Genomic DNA, 18,484 nt, shown 5'->3' with positions numbered 1-18,484 from the left:
TTTGGCTGGCGGGAACGGCAAGTATGGAGTTAAAAATTGGGCACAAAACTTCTGTGTGGAGCTTGAGATTTAATGTTCGCATTATTTTGGACTAGATTCCAGAATTGCGCTGAGCAGCTAAAAGTCGTGCGTCCAATGCACTTTGCAATATCACTTTATAATTTGCGCGATACTCAAATAAGCTTGTCAGCATCAATGGCGATGCGAACGGAAATTTACCTAACTCCGCTGATGAGTTACATCAACATCCTGCACTGCAAACTATCTAGACGGAGTCACTCCATGTCCCAACTTTTTTCCGCTTTTTCTGTCGGTTCCTTAACATTAAAAAATCGTATCGTGATTGCACCGATGTGCCAATACTCAGCGAAGAATGGTGACGCCACCGACTGGCATATGATCCATTTGGGTAGCATGGCTTTATCTGGTGCAGGCTTGCTGATTATCGAAGCGACGGCAGTCGAACCCGAAGGTCGCATTACGCCAGAAGATTTGGGTTTGTGGTCCGATAGCAATGAGGCAGCGCTGAAAAAAGTGATTCATGCCATTCGTACCTATTCCAATATGCCGGTAGCGATCCAGCTCGCGCACGCAGGTCGCAAAGCCTCTAGTCATACACCGTGGGATGGTGGCCAGTTGATATCCGAGGCGGACGGTGGCTGGGCGACTTTTGCACCGTCGGCAATCCCGCAAAATGTAGGAGAAGCATTGCCAATTGCGCTAGATAAAGCAGGCATGCAACGTATCATCCAAAATTTTGTTGCCGCCGCCAAGCGCACACACAATCTGGGGCTGGATACAATTGAGGTGCATGCGGCACATGGCTATTTGCTGCACGAATTTTTATCGCCTGTTGCTAACCATCGTACTGACGAATACGGTGGCACGCTAGAAAACAGAATGCGTTTCCCGCTGGAAGTGTTTGCAGCCATTCGCGCAGCGGTGCCAGCGAGCATGCCAGTTGGGATCAGAATCTCCGGCACAGATTGGCTTGAAGGCGGTTGGGATATCGATCAGAGCGTGGTGTTTGGCAATGCGCTGAAAAAGCTGGGATGCGACTTTGTACATGTCTCCAGCGGAGGTATCTCACCATTACAAAAAATCCCGCTGGGTGACAATTACCAAGTACCGATGGCAGAAAAAATGCGCAAAGAAACCGGCCTGCCTACCATCGCAGTCGGCCTGATTACTGACGCAAAAAATGCCGAAGCGATTGTAGCCGAAGGTCAGGCAGACATGGTGGCATTAGCACGCGGCATGCTGTTTGACCCACACTGGCCTTGGCATGCTGCAGCAGAATTAGGCGCCCAAGTAGAAGCGCCAAAACAATACTGGCGCTCACAACCAAGGGGGCTGAATAGCTTGTTTGGCGATGTCAAAATTGGATCGCGTTAACAGTTTAGAATAGCTAGGAACAGCTAGTAACACCGCAAAAAATATCTCCTGCGTTACGCAAGAATTTAGTATTACTTTCCTCTCCCGCTAGCGGGAGAGGAAGCGTGAAGCTAGCAAAGTACAGGCTTAACGACTAACAAAAACTGCCTGCAAGACAGCAAGAATCAATATACTCCCCCTTGAATATCCAAAAAAACCCTGATTACCCAATGATTCTCTGGACGATTAAAAATACCCTACCAGAGTATTCATATCAAGTTATGCTTAACTCCAGCTCAAATCCACCCGACTCAAAGGCAATTGACGTACTCGCTTGCCAGTAGCGGCAAAAATTGCATTGCACACTGCCGGAGCTAATGGTGGAAAAGCGGGCTCACCTAAACCGGTGACTGGGAAGTCGGTTTTTAAAAAATGAACCTCAATTTTTGGCGGCGTTGTGGCGATCCTTAGTAAGGGATATTCGTGGAAATTGCTTTGTACAATGCGACCTTTTTCGATGTTCAGTTCGGGATACATCAGCGTGCTCAAACCGTCAATCACTGAGCCTTGTACCTGACTTTCTGCACCGCTCAGGTTGACGATTTGTGCACCAATATCTGACACGACAACAACCCGGTCAACTTTCAATTCGCCTTGTTTTGATACCGTTACTTCAGCAACTTCTGCGATGTAACCGCGATGGCTGAAGTGGAAGGCGATGCCCTGCCCCTGACCACGTGCAAAGGTTTTTTTGCCCCAGCCGGATTTGTCCGCGACTTCTTGCAGCACGCGCTTCATGCGTCCTACGTTATACGGCTGACCGCGCTCGCCAGTACCGGGGACAATTTCTTTATCTCCCAAAATCTCTAAACGAAACGCGACCGGATCACGGCCAGCAGCATGCGCCAGCTCGTCAATAAAACTGTGGAAAACCCAGGCAAACACATTGCTGCCGGGTGCGCGCCACGGTCCCATGGGAATACCGCATTCAATCGCGGTTTGTTCCAAAAGACAGTTTTCTACCCAGCGCCCGGGGAACTCATCACCGCTCAAACTACCACCGCTACCAGGTTGCAATACGCTGGCACCGTCCCGAGTGACACGATTGGCAAAAGTCACAAAGTGATTGTGCCAGGCGACCAGCTTGCCTTTTGCATCCAGCCCACCACGTAAAAAATGGAAACCGCCAGCGCGAAAATGATCATGCTGCAAATCATCCTCACGCGACCAGGTCAGTTTGACCGGGGCTCGCACTTTGAGTGCAATCGCAGCGGCTTCGACCACATAGTCCGAACTCAGGCGACGTCCAAACCCACCGCCACTGCGGGTGAGGTGTAAGCTAATTTTTTCTTTGGGAATATTCAGCGTAGTCGCCACCAAATTTTGGCCCGATGCCGGATTTTGGGTCGGCGCCCATAATTCCAAACTACCGTCAGCAGGCTTAAACCACGCAGTGCAATTTTGCGGCTCCATGCTGGCATGCGAGATAAACGGGTATTGATACGCTGCTTCCACCGTTTTCGCCGCCACTTTTAAGGCTGCAGGTGTATCGCCGTCTTTGCGTAGAGTGCTTGCGCCAGCTTGCTTAGAGAGTGTTTTGGATTCGGCGACAAAACCGTCCCAACTTTGGCTGGCGAACTTACCTTCATCCCACACCACTTTTAGCTGCTTGCGTGCGCTGAACGCAGCCCAGGTGGATGTCGCAATAATCGCAACGCCAGGTAACAAGGCGTTGACGCTGCCGCTGCCTTCCACCACAAACACATCGCGGATACCGGGCAATAATTTGACAGCATCCAGATTGGCGCTGACGACTTTGCCACCAAACACGGGACACTTTACAAACACGGCGTACACCATGCCAGGCAACTTGACATCAATCCCGAACAAAGGCTTGCCGCTGACCACGGCACCGTTATCGACACCGCCAATCCGGGTGCCTAATAATTTAAATTTTGCCGGGTCTTTTAAAACCACTTGCTTCGCATCGGGTACTGGCAGCGTGGCGGCCTTCGCCACCAGTGCGCCATAGCCAAGCTGGCGTTTGCTGGGACCATGCGTGACCATACTATTTTCCGCCGTGCATTCACTGGCAGGTACGCCCCAGGTCAGCGCCGCGGCGGACACCAGCATGGTGCGAGCGGTCGCACCTAACCGATGGAATTCCGTGTAATTAGTCGGAGTGGAGGTAGAACCACCTGCACCTTGACTGCCATACGCCGGGTTCAGATCGCCCTGCACAATGCGCACATCTTTCCAATTCACTTCCAACTCTTCAGCGATTACCATCGGTAAGGAAGTCTTAATCCCCTGACCGATCTCCGGCTGTTTAGAAATCAATGTCACCACACCATCGGGCGCGATGCGGATGAATGCATTAGGGACAAAATCCGCCGCTGAATCTGCCGATGCGAGTGCATCAGGCTTGGCAACTTTGCCTTCTGCGCTGTTGGACTGATTCCAGTAAAACCCCAGCATCAGACCGCCGCTGGCGATCATGGAATTACGTAAAAACCGACGACGTCCGTTCAGTTCCAGATCGTCTGGGTTGGCAGTATTTGTGATTGGCTGTGATGTCGCGGTTTTCATTTGCTGACTTTCTCTTTTTTGGCCACTGATGCAGTAGAAGAGTTAGCAGATATCTCTGCCGCGCGGTGAATGCCCGCTCTGATTCTGACGTAGGTAGCGCAGCGACATAAATTGCCTGTCATCGCACTATCAATGTCTGCATCGCTAGGTTGCGGATGCTGTTTCAGCAAGGCCGCAGCGGTCATGATTTGTCCCGCCTGACAGTAACCACATTGCGGCACATCCAGCTCTTGCCATGCCTGCTGTAAAGGGTGCATGGCTTTGGCATCCAAGCCTTCGATCGTGGTGACTTTTTTATGTCCTAGCGTCGACACCGGTGTCACACAAGATCGTGTCGGCACGCCGTCAATATGTACCGTACACGCGCCGCATAGTCCCATGCCGCAACCATATTTGGTGCCCGGCAAATCCAGACTATCGCGTAAAGCCCATAATAAGGGTGTGTCAGGTTCCAGCTCGACAGGTCGGGCTTGGCCGTTGATGTTCAGGGTATATTTGCTCATGGCAGTGGCGGCTTGAGGAGGGAAATAGGTATCCTAACGCAATCTATCTTTTATTTCTGCGGCACTCCATACCAGCGATACAATCGGTTACATTGGCAACCGGCTTACTCATCACTTCCTCAGAATAGTGATATATCTGAGAACCTTAATTCTTTGTGGTGACGGCTAGGCAATCAAGCTATTCTCACGATTTTTAACTGCGTAACAACTAAACATACGCTACTAACCGTGTTCTCACTTGAAGAACTAAATCTACAATATGTTGAAAAAAAATAGCAAACGGGTGGTGCTTGTCATTCTTATTTTGTTCGGGGTTTTGTGGGTTTATAACGCCGAAAAGGAAAAACAAGCTGAACAAAAACGCGTAGCTTATTTGGAAGATCAAAAAAGAAAAGCTGCATATCAAAAAGTTTCATATGATCCTAAGACTTGCAGCGGAGGTGGCGATGGAAAAATTTATCTGGCGTTTGATCGCACTGTTTTAGGAATCAAAATAGAGGATCTTTTTAGTTTTCAATTCATACATTTAATACAAAAAGAAAATGCCGCTGACTTACCTGTTCCGCCCAACCCGAGCGAACCAGAAGGGTGTTTTGATTTCCCCATCCAAATTTCCTCTGTAGGTGTTTCCGGGCTTGGAGGGTTGTACCAAGATGTTGATAATTCTTACGCGCTTAACTATGAGCGGGAGCTAGAAAAGATAGTAACTAATAAACGCGGGGGAGAGTCGATTTGCGGACGAGAAACAAAAGACTTTTTAGTTTGCCACGTTTTTGACCTTTCTCCACGGCGTGCATTAATAACAGGAATTTATAAGGCCGATGAGGCTATCTATACAACACCAGATGGACATCCTTTTATACTTTATTGTGATTATGTACCTGCTGATACTTGTCATCTAAATTATCTGATCCATGATAGCATCCGTCTTCGCACAGATACAAATATACGCATAAATCCGATTTCTTCAGTAATTAGTGCAGACAAACAACTGAGAAGTGATTTTAATCAGATGCTGATTGATAACTATACGTGGACCGACCAAGCAGCAACACATGCGCCACAGTAGAGACGAACAATAATCTTCATCGGAATATTTTCATACGACGGCTAACTACTATGTCAACAACGAAGATACAGACCTTCTTCGAAATACTATGTAGACGCAAAAAAGCTTGTTATCAAGGGAAGAACAATGCGAAAAAGATTGCAAAAAGGCCAGCAAAACTCTTCTCCAATCTACCTCTACAATAGATGCCAGCCATCAAATAATGCTCTACATAGTAAGAATATCTTCACGATTGCAACCTGGAAAAGTTCGATGAGACTCAGTCACTACAGCTTGTTACTCCCCCTGCTTAGCAGCGCTTTTTTGGCTGCTGTTCCCCCGACAGCCAACGCTGCACCGGAAGAAATCCAGGTCTATATGGATGAGATCAATAATCCGCACGAGTTTGGATTGGATCTGCATAACAACTATGTGATCTCGGGAAATGGCACACCCGATTATTCAGGCGCACAGCCGCCACGCCATGTGTTTAGACTGACGCCAGAATTTTCTTACGGACTGACTAAAAATTGGGAATTAGGTGCATATATTTTGACATCGCGGGACGCCCATGGCGGCTCGAATGTCGATGGCGAAAAACTCCGCATGAAGTATCTGGTCGATAAAGATGCAACATCCCCTTTTTTCTACGGTGCAAATCTGGAAGTCGGTCGAGTGAATCAACATATCGACCAGAATCCCTGGAATGCAGAGCTAAAAGGTATTTTTGGTTATCGTAAAGATCGGTGGACACTAGCGGCAAATGCGAACATCGACTGGAAAATTTCAGGTCCAGCGCCCAGCCCGACCAGCCTAGAAATCGATTCTAAAATTGCATATAAAACCGATCAGGGTTTTGATATTGGTGTAGAGAGCTATAACGAAATAGGCGCAGTCCGGCATCTTGGGCAGCTCAATCAACAGAGCCAGACCATCTATGCCGTCATCGATACCAGTATCAAAGGCTGGGATCTGAATTTGGGTATCGGGCGCGGTCTAACGACAGTGTCCGACCGTTGGCTGCTAAAGGCGATTGTGAGTGTGCCGTTTTAAATCCGACTGGCTCCAAACCAGTCCTGCGGTATTACGATTCCAAGAAGTATGTAATCCGATGCGCCCTCGGTGCCTCAAAATATGTACTGGATGCGAGATGTGAACATATAACCGTGACGTCCGTAAATCGATCCGATCAAATATGCGGCCTGATATTTAATGCTGGATTCTCTACCCACGGGCACGCTGCCAAATAGCGCTGGTCCAGCGCGATGGGATTGCTGATCGCGGGATGCCCAATGGTCCCAGTCGCCTAATTCACCAAAGCCCTGCACGCCTAATTCCAACATCGGCTTCCAGCGATATTTGGTTTGCCACTGATATTTCATCTGCGTTGCGCCGCCATCCACCGAACGGTAAGTCCGCTCTAAAAACACATTTCCGTTTACTTGCAAGCGCCCAAAATCGGTTTGCATTGCCGGGCCCAGCTCTAATGTATAGCCCTCGTCGCTATCATGCCCGCGGGTCAAATTGGTATGCAGGGCAACATCAACCGGATACTGCCCTTGCGTCAGCAGATAATCGTTTTGCCAGTTCCAGCTATCGAGCTTTAAATCGGATCTTGAGCTGCCGATATAGCTGGCATAAATCTCGGTGTACCAGCGTGACGTCACGCCATAACCAAAACCCAGCTCGGGCCAGATCGTTTGTCCCCGTCCGGGAAAGTTCGTCGTCCAATAACGGAAATCAACTGACTTCTGATCTTTGTTGTCGTACACCGACACGAAGTAGTAACCCGGCTCCGCCATTACTGTTCCACAAGTCATCAAAATACTTAGTGCCATTGCTAAACGCTTCAACATGAGGACGCCCGGATGGTTGTTTGTGTAAATCAAGTAAACAGCATATTGTAAAAATCATGGCAAATTTAAATTATAGATGTCCAGTTAAAGTGCGCCTCTCCAAGTCTTTTTGGCCTGTAAGGCGCAGAATGATTGGACTACTAAAATCCAGAACTTCTATCTGTACAATCAAAATACAAAATTATCGTAACAAAAGTCGATACCCCCACCCTAAGAGTCATTTAAACAGGAGCACCAGGATCATGAACTCCCCTGCCCAATATTTATCCCATCCTAAACTTGATCCGGCACTTGATCTCATACTGGAACGTGTTATTGACATACCGCCCGAACTGGTCTGGCGCGCATGGACCGACCCGGAGATGATTACGCAATGGTTCACACCGGTGCCGTGGAAAACCATTGCATGTGAAATTGATCTGCGTCCCGGTGGCGCCTTCAAAACAGAGATGCAATCCCCCGAAGGTCAGTCATTCCCTAATGTGGGTTGTTACCTCGAAATAATCGAAAACAAAAAGCTGGTATGGACCAGCGCTATCGGACCGGGGTTTCGACCACTGGTCTCAGCGCCCAGCCCGGCGATGACCGCCATCATCCTGCTTGAGCCACTCGGCACCGGGACAAAGTACACCGCTATCGCCCTTCACAAGGATGAACAAGATCGTAAGGAGCACGAGGCAATGGGATTCCACGAAGGATGGGGCAAAGCGCTGGATCAGTTAGTGGCTGCGATGAAGCGGATTTAAGCTTCACGCGACGAAGCAAAATCGGCTAGCATACGCCCCCTAGCTTTGATTCACCGGCACGTCCGCTGTTTTAAATCGAATGGATTAAATCCGATGGTTCAAATGCCATTCACCTCTGCTTCAAATACGACCGATACCTACTATGTCTGACGAAATAAACCAAGATAGTGATAGCAAAACCCAAGAGCCGCGGCTGTGGCGTGATAAGGGCTGGACTGCGCGCGTAATCAAGAACGAGGATGACGAAGGTTGGGCGGTGGCGATGATCAAAGATGATGAGCCAGAACCTGCGCTGGTAGGCCCTTGGACTATGGGACGCGATAAAAAAAATCCTAAGCCACTGGATGCGAATGCATTTGGGACGTTGGTAAAAACAGCATCCGAAGTCATTCGCCGTCACGAGCAACAATTGCATGCCATTTTGCACAAGAGTCTGATGGTCAGCACCGACACGGCTGACTTCAAAATTAGTCTGGATATCGTGCCGGATGACGACGATCCCTATGCGATGCTCAGCGCACATGATGCGGACAACACGCAACTTGCCAAAGTGCGGGTTGCGCCGACATTTAAGCTAACGAAAGCCAGCGCAACGACCTGGATAGAAAACGAATTTCGTAAGCCTGATTAATCAGACGCTCAGCTCGAGCCTGAGGGCGCAATTAATCAACTGCATAATCAACTACCTAGCAACTACTTAGCAACTGCCGAAGTAATTGCCTAAGCAGCCACCATATCAGCTAAACGAAAACCACCGATACGAATAATCTGCTCCAGACATTCATGCATTTCGGTGGTTTGATCAGACGCCAAGCGACGCGTAAAATGCGCGATGATGCTTTGCCGGTCATGGCCTTTCACAGCGATCACAAATGGGAAACCAAATTTTTCGTTGTACGCGCTATTCAATTTTTGCAGCTGGTCAAATTCTTCTGCGCTGCATTGGTTTAAGCCCGCGCCGCTTTGTTCCCGGGTTGATTCTGCTGTCAGTTCTCCACGCACTGCTGCCTTGCCAGCCAGCTCTGGATGGGCACGTATCAGGGCTAATTGCATGCCAGTATCCGCGCTACGTACCGCGTCTGCCATGGCGCTGTGCAAATCATTGATTGAGGCAAACGGACGATGCGGCTCAGCTCTCTCTGCGACCCAGGGCGAGTGCTCAAAAATGCCGCCGAGCAGCCGGATAAATTCGGCGCGGTGCATGTGGTTTAGTTCTGCTAGTGAGATTGTTGTGGGCATGATGATCGTAATATTTACGTTTATTTCTGATTTATTTCTGATTTATTTCTGATTTATTTCTGATTTATTTCTGATACGGATGCTGTGCCATCCAATGCTGGGCGATATCAATACGGCGGCAAATCCACACCTTGTCATGCATCTGCACATAATCTAAAAATCGCTGTAAGGCGCGGAAGCGTCCGGGGCGACCAAGCAAGCGGCAGTGCATACCGATCGACAGCATCTTTGGTGCATTGAGGCCATAAGGATCACCTTCGGCATACAGCACGTCAAAGCTATCTTTAAGGTATTGATAGAAATGATCGCTGGTATTAAATCCTTGTGGCGTGGCGAAACGCATGTCATTACTGTCGAGGGTGTACGGCACGACAAGATGCGGTTTGCTACTGCCATCGGAGACGGTGACATCGGTCCAGAACGGCAAATCATCGCCGTAATAATCCGAGTCATAGGCAAAGCCACCATGCTCTACCACCAGCTTGCGCGTATTCGGGGAATCGCGCCCGGTGTACCAACCCAGCGGCGCGCTGCCCGTCAGCGTGCGCATAATCTCGACTGCCTGTTGCATGTGCTCACGCTCTTTGGCTTCTTCCATATGCTGATAATGAATCCAGCGCAAACCGTGGCAAGCAATCTCATGACCCAGCTCACCAAAAGCTTGGGTCACGTCAGGATGGCGTTGCAATGCCATCGCGATACCAAATACGGTGAGCGGCAACTTACGTTGTTCGAACTCACGCAAAATCCGCCAGACGCCGGCGCGGGAACCGTATTCGTAGATCGATTCCATCGACATATGCCGCGCTTCATAGGCCGCTGCGCCAACGATTTCGGATAAAAATTGTTCCGAGGCAGGATCACCATGCAGTACACAATTTTCACCGCCCTCTTCATAATTCAGCACAAACTGGACAGCAATCCGCGCCTGTTGCGGCCATTGCGCATGCGGCACGTGACGGCCGTAGCCGATTAGATCACGTGGATAGGTGCTCTCACTCATTTTTAATATACTCCCCATTATTTTTATAAAATATGCCCTATCGTCCAATGATTATTTGGACGATTAAAATATACTTACCACGAGTATATTCCTATGCAGAGCGAGATTTTCCTAAGGCAGCGCGCAGGTCAAAGCCTTTGTCCGCCTTCTTTTGGGTCCGGCAAGCACATTGCTCCAGATGGTGTGCCATGGCATGCAAGGCGGTCGCACGATCTTTTTGTTCCAGCGCTGAGATCACATTTAAATGTTCGTCAAACGAACAAGGTTGTGCGCTGGCAGGTGCGCCAGATGCCTCTAAGCTGGAGATTAATAATGTGGTGCGTGAAACCAGGCGGCGCAGCATGTCGACCAATAACTGGTTACCACTCAGTTTCGCTAATTCGATATGAAAGTCCGCCGACAACCTGATCCAAAGTGAGCGGTCGCCCTGCATATACGCGGTACGCTCGCGCTCCACCATCTCGCGCAGCGCTGTTAATTGTGTGGCTTTGTCGTGGCTGGTCGACTGCACAATTTTTTCTAGCACCAATTGCTCCAGACTCTGGCGTAATTCAAACATGTCTTGCGCCTCTTGCTCGCTGGGACTGGCGATAAACGCACCACGGTTAGGCTCCAGATCAACCAGACCATCGGCGGCTAACTGACCTAAAACTTTGCGTACACCGTGGCGGGCGAGTTGATAAATCTCAGCCAAAGATTGTTCTGCCAATTTGGTTTTGGCAGGCAAACGGTGCTCCATGATGGCGTCGTAGATCTCGCGGTACATACGTTCTTCCGCTGACTGATCCGTTGTGGCTGACTTGCCTTCTAGTGCGGCAAGCTTGAGAGTGTCGTTCATTGTTTTACTTAGGATCTGGATGATCGGTTCATTAAAATATAGATTGTCGACAATTACAAGCGATTTTTAATGACAAAAAGAGTCGGGTGCTGAATTTCAGTAATTCATCAACGACTCATCAGTATCCGCAATGGCTGGAATGGATGGGCGAAGTGATTAAAACCCAATTACATCGCCAAAAGAACCAGTACAATCCGGCATTTATTTTAAAATCTGTTTGACAGTCAGAAATTACCTCCCTACTATTGTCTACAATATTGTATTTTTTTGTTGTCAATATTTTCAGGCGATCAGTATTTTTATTTTCTTTATCGACGAGCGTTATCAATAATAAAGAGCAATAAAATCAGTCGCCATCCCGACACTTCGATAATAGAAGGTCGCTCGTCAGTTTCAGCTCGTTTTCAGGCCAATTTTTAGTTCAATTTTCAGGCCTGTTTCAACCAGCAAGAGCGCCCCCAAAGCTAGTGTTTTAATCGTGAAGGAATCAGGATGGGACACATCATGGGACGTATAACTACCCACGTACTAGACACTGCACATGGCAAACCCGGTCAGGGCGTTGCCGTTCAACTCTATCAAATCAAAGACGGACAACGGATCGCGGTTTGTTCCGTGCAGACCAATGCCGACGGTCGCTGTGATCAGCCTTTGCTGGAAAGCGATGCGCTCAATACCGGTGTGTATGAGATCGATTTTGATGTCGGCAGTTACTTCCAAAAAATGGGCGTCAACTTGCCAGAGCCCAGCTTCCTTGGCGTAGTGACATTACGCTTTGGCGTCGCACATCCGCAGCAGCATTATCACGTTCCGCTGGTGGTGACGCCATGGAGTTATTCTACTTATCGCGGTAGTTGAGCCAAGGATTTGCGGCAACAATTTGAGGCGACGAATTTAAATTTGCCCCGAGTCAATTGAACCGCCTCAATTTGCATATTTAGACTGAACTCACTCAAGATTCAAATAAGGGAAGCAAAAAAGCATGGAAGCATATTTATTAGAGTGGGCCAATCTGCTGCTACGCTGGCTGCATGTGATCGTCGCGATCGCATGGATAGGCTCGTCGTTTTATTTTGTCTGGCTGGACAATAGTTTAAAGCCGCCGGTGGATGAGCAATTAAAAAAACAAGGTGTCGGCGGTGAGTTGTGGGCAGTACACGGTGGCGGTTTTTATAATCCGCAAAAATATACCGGTACACCACCCAAACTGGTCGACGATTTACACTGGTTTTATTGGGAGTCGTATAGCACTTGGTTATCGGGTTTTAGCTTATTTTCGCTGCTGTATTTATTCAATGCAAAAACCTATCTGATTGATACTCGGGTTGCTGATCTGACGCCAACGATAGCGGTAGTTTTAGCGCTGGGATTTTTGGTTTTGGGTTGGATCGTGTATGACTTGCTGTGCCGGGCGTTAAGTAAAAATACTCGTCTATTATCGGTGCTGGTAGCGGCGTATGTGGTTGCTGCATCCTGGGGTGCGTGTCATTTATTTTCTGGCCGTGCTGCCTTCCTGATCATCGGTGCCATGATTGCCACGATCATGAGTGCGAATGTATTTTTTGTGATCATTCCCGGGCAGCGCAAAGTGATTGCGGCGATGCGCGCGGGCGAGCCGGTTAATCCCGTCTACGGTCAGCGCGGCAAACAACGCAGCGTCCACAATACCTACTTCACCCTGCCGGTTTTGTTTGCGATGTTGTCCAACCATTACAGCATGACCTATGCCAGCGAGCATAATTGGTTGGTGCTGGTATTGATCATGGCTGCAGCCGTGTTGATACGTCAGTTTTTTATTCTGAGGCATAAGGGCAATACCAACTATGTGTTTCCTGTTGCAGCGATTGTCATCTTGGCGGCAGTCGCAGCATGGATTGCGCCAAAACCTGCTACTTTGGAAGCTACACCCACAGCTTCGATTGGGACAACTGCAGAGCCTGCATCGAGTGTCAAAGTCGATACAGAGTTTGCACAGGTTCAGCAGATCGTACAGTTACGCTGCATCCAATGCCATGCAGCCAAACCTAGTCTGATGGCGGTGGCGCCAAAAGGACTGATGCTGGATGATCCGGCCCAAATCAAAGGCAAGGCGCAACTGATTTATCAGCAAGTGGTGCAACAGAAGATTATGCCGATGGGGAACATCACTAATATCACCGATGCCGAGCGCGCGACGATTGCGCACTGGGTTGAAAACGGCGCAAAGTGACGATTACCTTCATGCGATCAAACAATAGCCCTATTTATTAAAACTAGGACTTACGCAAAAATGCCCCAGCTGCGTTGCAGCGACTCGCCGTACTAAAGTACTGCCTTCGTCGCTACGCCTTGCTGGGACAATGTTGCGTAAATCCTAAAAACACTTAAGAGAAGAGAATCCCATGGCCATCATTCAACTCGATGCAAATGCTCCCGACTTTACGCGCCGCTATCCTAATCTCGCCGATCCGCGCCTGGGTGCGGCTACCCTTGCTTGCAGTGACGATTTTTTTGCTGAAATGTCGCGCATGCTCAATCCCGATCCAGCAGTATTTATTGTCGGCAAATACGACACCAACGGCAAATGGATGGATGGCTGGGAGTCCCGTCGCAAGCGTGTCAGCGGTTATGACTGGTGCGTGCTTAAACTGGCACGCGCTGGCGTGATCAAGGGTGTGGATATCGATACCAGTCACTTTACTGGCAACTATCCACCTGCAGCATCATTGGAAGCCGCTTATGTCGCCGACGGTGCGCCTGATGCGCAAACACAGTGGCAAGAAATTCTGCCCTCGGTCAACTTGCAAGGCAATAGCCATCACTATCACGAGATTAAGACGACGCAGGCATTTACCCACCTGCGACTGAATATTTATCCCGATGGTGGCGTTGCCCGATTGCGTGTGTACGGACAACCGCAAACGAATTGGGACATAGCAGACCGCACAGAATTATTCGATCTGATTTCTGTTGAAAACGGGGGCTATGTCGTCGCTGCAGCCAATCAGCATTTTGGTCTGGCATCCAATATGTTAATGCCAGGACGTGGAGTTAATATGGGTGATGGCTGGGAAACCCGTCGTCGTCGCGAACCGGGGAATGACTGGTGCATCATCGCGCTGGCGCATCCGGGTATTGTAGAAAAAATTGAAGTCGATACCTGCCATTTCAAGGGGAATTTCCCTGATGCCTGCTCAATTCAGGCAGCGCATGTGACTGGCGGTACGGATACTTCTCTGGTCACACAGGCGATGTTCTGGCCAGTTCTATTAAGCGAACAAAAACTGCAAATGGATCATCAGCATTATTATGCCGACCAGATCAAGTCGCTAGGACCTATTACGCATATCCGGTTTAATATTGTGCCGGACGGTGGTGTGTCGCGGCTACGTTTGTGGAGTCGTCTGACGTAATTATCGTCACATTTTTTCTGAATTTTTTTCGTTCGATTTTTACTTTTTTTTGTTAGAACCCTATGCCAGCACTTCTCATCGAACTTCTCAACCGCGGCAGCTTTGCCGCTTTTGGCGATGTGATTATGCTGGAGGGTGCGCGACACTATCCCATCAATCAGGGTACGACTGAACGTTACCATGCACTGACCAGTGCGGATACGGCAGATCAGGGAGGGCAAACGATCATTAGTCTTTTCCGTGGCCAGCCGCGCGCGTTGCCGATGGAGATCACGATCATGGAACGTCATCCTCTCGGTAGTCAGGCGTTTATTCCCGTGACGCAAAATGCAGAGGATGAATATCTGGTCGTCGTTGCGCCTGCCGGTGATTTCAAAGTAGAACACTTACGGGCATTTTTGGGTCGCGGTTTTCAGGGCGTCAATTATGCTAAAGGCGTCTGGCATCATCCGTTGATCGCGCTGCATCAAGTCAGCGATTTTGTTGTGATGGACAGAATAGGCCAAGGACGTAATTGCGACGAACTGTTTTTACAAACAGATCTATGGCTGACAGATGACAGCCTTGACCGGGCGCGAAAGTCGGCAACGTGAACATGATCGTGACCGCATCTACGCAAGCTTTTCTTCTATGCGCCTGACACTCAGACAGCTACAAATTTTTCTGGCGATTGCACAATCCGGCACCACTACGGCTGCTGCTGAGACGGTGAGTTTGTCGCAGTCGGCTACCAGCGCTGCCCTCAATGAACTCGAAAGTGGATTGGCTACCAGTTTGTTTGACCGTGTTGGCAAGCGCCTGATGTTAAATGACAATGGCCGCCTCTTGTTACCGCAAGCCAGCCAGATACTCGATGCCGCCAACACCATAGAACAGCAATTTCTGGATCAGAATGCGACATCTGGCGCGGGTCTTCGCATCGGTGCCAGCACGACCATTGGCATCTATCTGCTGCCTGCGATCATGGCCGCACTGAACACCATGAACAACAAGAGCCAGACGACTTCCGGCGCGCATCATCCCAATGTCACGATTGCCAACACTGGCGACATCGCGCTGGCGGTCAGCAATTTTGAAGTGGATATTGGCTTGATTGAAGGCCCTTGCCATCAGGCTGATCTGACAGTGGAGCCGTGGATCAGCGATGAGCTGATTATCGTCTGCGCCCCGCATGATCCCATCCTGGCTGGCAGACCGGGCGACAAGGTTCCGCTTAAAGCGCTGCGCAGCGCTAATTGGCTCTTGCGCGAAGCCGGTTCTGGTACGCGTGAGGCCGTCGAACATGCACTGTTGCCGCATCTGCACCACTTGCAACCTGCAGGAGAATTTGGCAATTCAGAAGCCATCAAATACGCAGCAGCAGAAGGTCTGGGGGTCGCCTGCCTGTCACGCCGCGTGGTCGCGGATTTGCTCAGTATCGGTCGCTTGGTAGAGATGAAGACCAGCATCCCCAAGTTAGAACGGCGCTTTTATTTAATCCATCATCAGCATAAAATGCTATCCGCACGTCTGGCTTATTTTCTAGATTTTTGCCGTCACTGGACAGCCTGAATTGATCCAGGATTGAGCTTGGACTAACTTAGCAATCAGACGCCAGCTGGCGTGCCATTCGCATTTTCCGATATACTCCCTATGATTTTTTAAAATAATGCCTGATTGTCCAAGGATTATCTGGACGATTAAAATATACTCACCGCGAGTATATTTTAATCAAAGACCAATCTTCAGCAAGCTTCTGACATAACGACCACCAATCTGTCCATGTCAGCGCACAATAGAATTAGATGCATGACACTCATGCGCATCACAATCAAACATGTAAGTTCACGACCATTTATTTCCATCCTCAATGAATATCAAAATCAATCAAGACCTGCGCGCACAAGTTGCTCTGATCGACCCGCTCACCCCAAATGAATACGAAGCGCTGGAACGCAGCATCCTGCGGGAAGGTTGCCGTGATGCGCTGGTGCTATGGGACGATACGCTGATTGACGGACACAATCGTTATGCCATTTGCCAGCAACATGGCCTGCCATTCAAAACCGTACAAAATACCAGCCTCAACAGCATGGAAGATGTGGTGTTATGGCTGATCGATAATCACATCGGACGCCGCAGCGTCACTGACTTTCAGCGTGGCATGCTGGCATTACGCAAACAAGAGATTGTCGCCTCCCGCACCCAGCAACAATCTGGTGCAGTAAGCGACTTATCGGCGCCAGATCAAGCCGAGTTGAATGGCGATGCAACGACTGACAAACCGGTCGAGCCAAAATCTAAAGTCAACCGTGACGACTTCGCTAAAGCCGCAGGCATCAGCAGCAACGCGGTCACCCAGATTGAAAAAATCCAAAAAGCGGCCTCACCTGCGTTGGTGGAGGCAGTGCGCGCGGGCACCATCTCTATCAGTGCGGCAGCAGCGATTGCGTCACTCCCTAGCGAACAGCAAATCGCCGCTGTCGCCGGAGGTAAAAAAGAATTACAACAAGCGGCCAAGTCGGTGCGAGAAATGAAGTCGTCCGGCAGGCAAGCCAAAACTCCCGCGGCGGAAACAAAAGCAGATAGCAGCGCAGAACTAGCTCCCGCACTTACGACCTCCGGAGAACATCCCCTGCATATCGAGATCCAGCGGCTCAATGCACTGGTAGCACAGCTTCAAGCAGAAAAACTGGTATTGACGGAGCGATTAACACAACTTAGTTCGGGTCAGAATTCAGTATCCGGCTGACAATCCAAAGTGATACAAGCTGTCTGCTAAGCATAATATTCCCGCATCTGGCGCCTGTTTTTTTTGCAATCTGGCTCATCAATTGGTAGGATGAGTCCTGTATTGTTTTCAAGGTCTGTAATTGATGCAGACCACATGGGGAAACTTGAACAAAATCACAGATGGACGCTCGGTTGCCAGACTGCCGACTGGCATTCCGTTCTGATAATGAGATTGTAGAAGTTCCTGTTACGGCAATGATTGCCTTTACCATTTAATTTGCGACCCTTTGCCACTTATGCAAAACAGCCTGACGCACAAGCCTGTAGAAATCAAAATTTCCACTGTAGTCGTAGTTGCCCTCATTTTGCATGCAGCACCGGTGGCAACGCTGGAAGCTGCTTTAAAAGAAATGACGGCGGGAACACCAGATTTTTTTGATGATGAATTTGCCGTCATTGATGTCGAAAATATCGCCTCCGAACCACTCGATTGGGCGGCCTTAATTCCCTTATTCAAATCCTTCGGCTTAAATCCTGTCGCTGTTCGCAATGCATTAGATCAAGATCATGCAGCGATCCGTGCTCACGGCCTGAGTATTGATGTAGTGAGCCGGCCACGACAAGAGACCTTGGTGGCAACAGAGCCAGTTGCAATCGAAGTTGTTACTGAGCCGGCGGCGCCTGTAATGGCATCAGCAGCACTGGCAGCGCAAGCCCCCGCAAGCCATTTACCGGCAATGGTGATTGACACTCCGGTACGTGCAGGCCAGCGCATTTATGCACGCGGTACCGATCTGATCATCACCGCATCGGTCAACAATGGTGCCGAAGTCATTGCAGATGGCAGCATCCACATCTACGCACCGTTGCGTGGTCGTGCGCTAGCAGGCGCAACTGGCAATACCGAGGCAAGGATTTTTGCCCTGAGCATGGAGGCGGAATTGGTCTCAATTGCAGGGATTTACCGCACCTTTGATACCGGATTCCCGGCCTTATTACCAAATCATCCGGTACAAATCAAGCTTATTGGCGACAGTATTGAAGTATCATCGGTAAAATCGGCGGGTTGATATTTATTTATTAATATCAGAGATCTTTGCACGATAAAAAGCCAAGCAGAGTGTTTACCTCAAATGAGACAATAGCAACAGGATAAATTTAAAGAGTGGCAATCATGGCGTGGA

General features: G+C 49.3%; 18 protein-coding genes. 12 read left to right on the top strand and 6 right to left on the bottom strand.

The window, feature by feature from the left end; genetic code table 11:
* Positions 1–282: 282 nt before the first annotated feature.
* Complete coding sequence (locus AAKU64_RS18170; RefSeq protein ID WP_354362616.1) at positions 283–1,395, top strand: NADH:flavin oxidoreductase/NADH oxidase; 1,113 nt, start codon at positions 283–285, stop codon at positions 1,393–1,395.
* Between the two features lie 264 nt (positions 1,396–1,659).
* On the opposite strand, the gene AAKU64_RS18165 is transcribed toward AAKU64_RS18170, so the two are convergent.
* Both AAKU64_RS18165 and AAKU64_RS18160 read right to left on the bottom strand, forming a co-directional pair.
* Complete coding sequence (locus tag AAKU64_RS18165; RefSeq protein ID WP_354330741.1) at positions 1,660–3,963, bottom strand: xanthine dehydrogenase family protein molybdopterin-binding subunit; 2,304 nt, start codon at positions 3,961–3,963, stop codon at positions 1,660–1,662.
* Positions 3,960–4,466: a (2Fe-2S)-binding protein gene (locus AAKU64_RS18160; RefSeq protein ID WP_354330740.1), complete on the bottom strand. Its 507-nt coding sequence runs from the start codon at positions 4,464–4,466 to the stop codon at positions 3,960–3,962. Before AAKU64_RS18160 ends, AAKU64_RS18165 begins: the two co-directional genes overlap by 4 nt.
* A 259-nt stretch (positions 4,467–4,725) precedes the next feature.
* On the opposite strand from AAKU64_RS18160, the gene AAKU64_RS18155 reads away from it, so the two are divergent.
* Both AAKU64_RS18155 and AAKU64_RS18150 read left to right on the top strand, forming a co-directional pair.
* Complete coding sequence (locus tag AAKU64_RS18155) at positions 4,726–5,535, top strand: hypothetical protein (protein ID WP_354362615.1); 810 nt, start codon at positions 4,726–4,728, stop codon at positions 5,533–5,535.
* A 252-nt stretch (positions 5,536–5,787) separates the two neighbouring features.
* A complete protein-coding gene (locus tag AAKU64_RS18150; protein ID WP_354330718.1) occupies positions 5,788–6,567 on the top strand; it encodes a hypothetical protein in 780 nt (259 codons plus the stop codon).
* A 74-nt stretch (positions 6,568–6,641) separates the two neighbouring features.
* On the opposite strand, the gene AAKU64_RS18145 is transcribed toward AAKU64_RS18150, so the two are convergent.
* The gene (locus AAKU64_RS18145) at positions 6,642–7,370 is read right to left on the bottom strand and encodes a hypothetical protein (RefSeq protein WP_354362614.1); all 729 of its coding nucleotides are present in this window, start codon (positions 7,368–7,370) and stop codon (positions 6,642–6,644) included.
* Between the two features lie 242 nt (positions 7,371–7,612).
* Between AAKU64_RS18145 and AAKU64_RS18140 the strand changes: the two genes are divergently transcribed.
* On the top strand, positions 7,613–8,116 hold the full coding sequence (locus tag AAKU64_RS18140; protein ID WP_354362613.1) for an SRPBCC family protein: 504 nt from the start codon (positions 7,613–7,615) through the stop codon (positions 8,114–8,116).
* 142 nt (positions 8,117–8,258) lie between these two features.
* Positions 8,259–8,747, top strand: a complete 489-nt coding sequence (locus AAKU64_RS18135) for a hypothetical protein (RefSeq protein ID WP_354362612.1) — start codon at positions 8,259–8,261, stop codon at positions 8,745–8,747.
* Positions 8,748–8,836: 89 nt separating this feature from the next.
* Here AAKU64_RS18135 and uraD read toward each other — a convergent pair whose 3' ends face one another.
* The 3 genes from uraD to AAKU64_RS18120 form a co-directional block, all read right to left on the bottom strand.
* The gene (gene uraD, locus AAKU64_RS18130; RefSeq protein WP_354362611.1) at positions 8,837–9,355 is read right to left on the bottom strand and encodes a 2-oxo-4-hydroxy-4-carboxy-5-ureidoimidazoline decarboxylase; all 519 of its coding nucleotides are present in this window, start codon (positions 9,353–9,355) and stop codon (positions 8,837–8,839) included.
* A gap of 64 nt (positions 9,356–9,419) precedes the next feature.
* Positions 9,420–10,358 carry an allantoinase PuuE gene (gene puuE, locus AAKU64_RS18125; RefSeq protein WP_354362610.1) on the bottom strand — a complete coding sequence of 313 codons (939 nt, stop codon included), beginning with the start codon at positions 10,356–10,358 and terminating at the stop codon, positions 9,420–9,422.
* A gap of 91 nt (positions 10,359–10,449) precedes the next feature.
* Positions 10,450–11,196 (bottom strand): GntR family transcriptional regulator, encoded by a 747-nt coding sequence (locus AAKU64_RS18120; RefSeq protein ID WP_354362609.1) that lies wholly within the window; start codon positions 11,194–11,196, stop codon positions 10,450–10,452.
* Positions 11,197–11,700: 504 nt separating this feature from the next.
* Between AAKU64_RS18120 and uraH the strand changes: the two genes are divergently transcribed.
* The 7 genes from uraH to minC all read left to right on the top strand — a co-directional run bounded on the left by uraH (position 11,701) and on the right by minC (position 18,370).
* Positions 11,701–12,054: a hydroxyisourate hydrolase gene (gene uraH, locus AAKU64_RS18115; RefSeq protein ID WP_354330704.1), complete on the top strand. Its 354-nt coding sequence runs from the start codon at positions 11,701–11,703 to the stop codon at positions 12,052–12,054.
* Between the two features lie 124 nt (positions 12,055–12,178).
* Positions 12,179–13,405 (top strand): urate hydroxylase PuuD, encoded by a 1,227-nt coding sequence (locus AAKU64_RS18110; RefSeq protein ID WP_354362608.1) that lies wholly within the window; start codon positions 12,179–12,181, stop codon positions 13,403–13,405.
* Positions 13,406–13,577: 172 nt separating this feature from the next.
* Positions 13,578–14,588 carry an allantoicase gene (gene alc, locus AAKU64_RS18105; protein ID WP_354362607.1) on the top strand — a complete coding sequence of 337 codons (1,011 nt, stop codon included), beginning with the start codon at positions 13,578–13,580 and terminating at the stop codon, positions 14,586–14,588.
* 62 nt (positions 14,589–14,650) lie between these two features.
* Positions 14,651–15,181 carry an ureidoglycolate lyase gene (locus AAKU64_RS18100; protein ID WP_354362606.1) on the top strand — a complete coding sequence of 177 codons (531 nt, stop codon included), beginning with the start codon at positions 14,651–14,653 and terminating at the stop codon, positions 15,179–15,181.
* A gap of 37 nt (positions 15,182–15,218) precedes the next feature.
* Positions 15,219–16,139, top strand: coding sequence for a LysR family transcriptional regulator (locus tag AAKU64_RS18095; protein WP_354362623.1), 921 nt, complete (start codon positions 15,219–15,221; stop codon positions 16,137–16,139).
* Between the two features lie 298 nt (positions 16,140–16,437).
* Entirely contained in the window at positions 16,438–17,319 is an 882-nt protein-coding gene (locus AAKU64_RS18090) for a ParB N-terminal domain-containing protein (protein WP_354362605.1), read from the top strand.
* A gap of 277 nt (positions 17,320–17,596) precedes the next feature.
* Positions 17,597–18,370: a septum site-determining protein MinC gene (gene minC / locus AAKU64_RS18085; protein WP_354362604.1), complete on the top strand. Its 774-nt coding sequence runs from the start codon at positions 17,597–17,599 to the stop codon at positions 18,368–18,370.
* The last annotated feature ends 114 nt before the right edge of the window (positions 18,371–18,484 follow it).

It is taken from the genome of Undibacterium sp. GrIS 1.8 (assembly GCF_040544445.1).
In the GTDB taxonomy this organism is placed as follows: Bacteria; Pseudomonadota; Gammaproteobacteria; order Burkholderiales; family Burkholderiaceae_D; genus Undibacterium.
Note: the sequence above shows the minus strand (reverse complement) of the source record. Positions and strands in the feature narration are given on the sequence as shown.

What these genes read in the sequence shown, in the direction of transcription:
- AAKU64_RS18170 (WP_354362616.1), top strand. Translation starts at nt 283, where the DNA reads ATGTCCCAACTTTTTTCCGCTTTTTCTGTCGGTTCCTTAACATTAAAA.
- AAKU64_RS18165 (WP_354330741.1), bottom strand. Translation starts at nt 3,963, where the DNA reads ATGAAAACCGCGACATCACAGCCAATCACAAATACTGCCAACCCAGAC.
- AAKU64_RS18160 (WP_354330740.1), bottom strand. Translation starts at nt 4,466, where the DNA reads ATGAGCAAATATACCCTGAACATCAACGGCCAAGCCCGACCTGTCGAG.
- AAKU64_RS18155 (WP_354362615.1), top strand. Translation starts at nt 4,726, where the DNA reads ATGTTGAAAAAAAATAGCAAACGGGTGGTGCTTGTCATTCTTATTTTG.
- AAKU64_RS18150 (WP_354330718.1), top strand. Translation starts at nt 5,788, where the DNA reads ATGAGACTCAGTCACTACAGCTTGTTACTCCCCCTGCTTAGCAGCGCT.
- AAKU64_RS18145 (WP_354362614.1), bottom strand. Translation starts at nt 7,370, where the DNA reads ATGTTGAAGCGTTTAGCAATGGCACTAAGTATTTTGATGACTTGTGGA.
- AAKU64_RS18140 (WP_354362613.1), top strand. Translation starts at nt 7,613, where the DNA reads ATGAACTCCCCTGCCCAATATTTATCCCATCCTAAACTTGATCCGGCA.
- AAKU64_RS18135 (WP_354362612.1), top strand. Translation starts at nt 8,259, where the DNA reads ATGTCTGACGAAATAAACCAAGATAGTGATAGCAAAACCCAAGAGCCG.
- uraD (WP_354362611.1), bottom strand. Translation starts at nt 9,355, where the DNA reads ATGCCCACAACAATCTCACTAGCAGAACTAAACCACATGCACCGCGCC.
- puuE (WP_354362610.1), bottom strand. Translation starts at nt 10,358, where the DNA reads ATGAGTGAGAGCACCTATCCACGTGATCTAATCGGCTACGGCCGTCAC.
- AAKU64_RS18120 (WP_354362609.1), bottom strand. Translation starts at nt 11,196, where the DNA reads ATGAACGACACTCTCAAGCTTGCCGCACTAGAAGGCAAGTCAGCCACA.
- uraH (WP_354330704.1), top strand. Translation starts at nt 11,701, where the DNA reads ATGGGACGTATAACTACCCACGTACTAGACACTGCACATGGCAAACCC.
- AAKU64_RS18110 (WP_354362608.1), top strand. Translation starts at nt 12,179, where the DNA reads ATGGAAGCATATTTATTAGAGTGGGCCAATCTGCTGCTACGCTGGCTG.
- alc (WP_354362607.1), top strand. Translation starts at nt 13,578, where the DNA reads ATGGCCATCATTCAACTCGATGCAAATGCTCCCGACTTTACGCGCCGC.
- AAKU64_RS18100 (WP_354362606.1), top strand. Translation starts at nt 14,651, where the DNA reads ATGCCAGCACTTCTCATCGAACTTCTCAACCGCGGCAGCTTTGCCGCT.
- AAKU64_RS18095 (WP_354362623.1), top strand. Translation starts at nt 15,219, where the DNA reads ATGCGCCTGACACTCAGACAGCTACAAATTTTTCTGGCGATTGCACAA.
- AAKU64_RS18090 (WP_354362605.1), top strand. Translation starts at nt 16,438, where the DNA reads ATGAATATCAAAATCAATCAAGACCTGCGCGCACAAGTTGCTCTGATC.
- minC (WP_354362604.1), top strand. Translation starts at nt 17,597, where the DNA reads ATGCAAAACAGCCTGACGCACAAGCCTGTAGAAATCAAAATTTCCACT.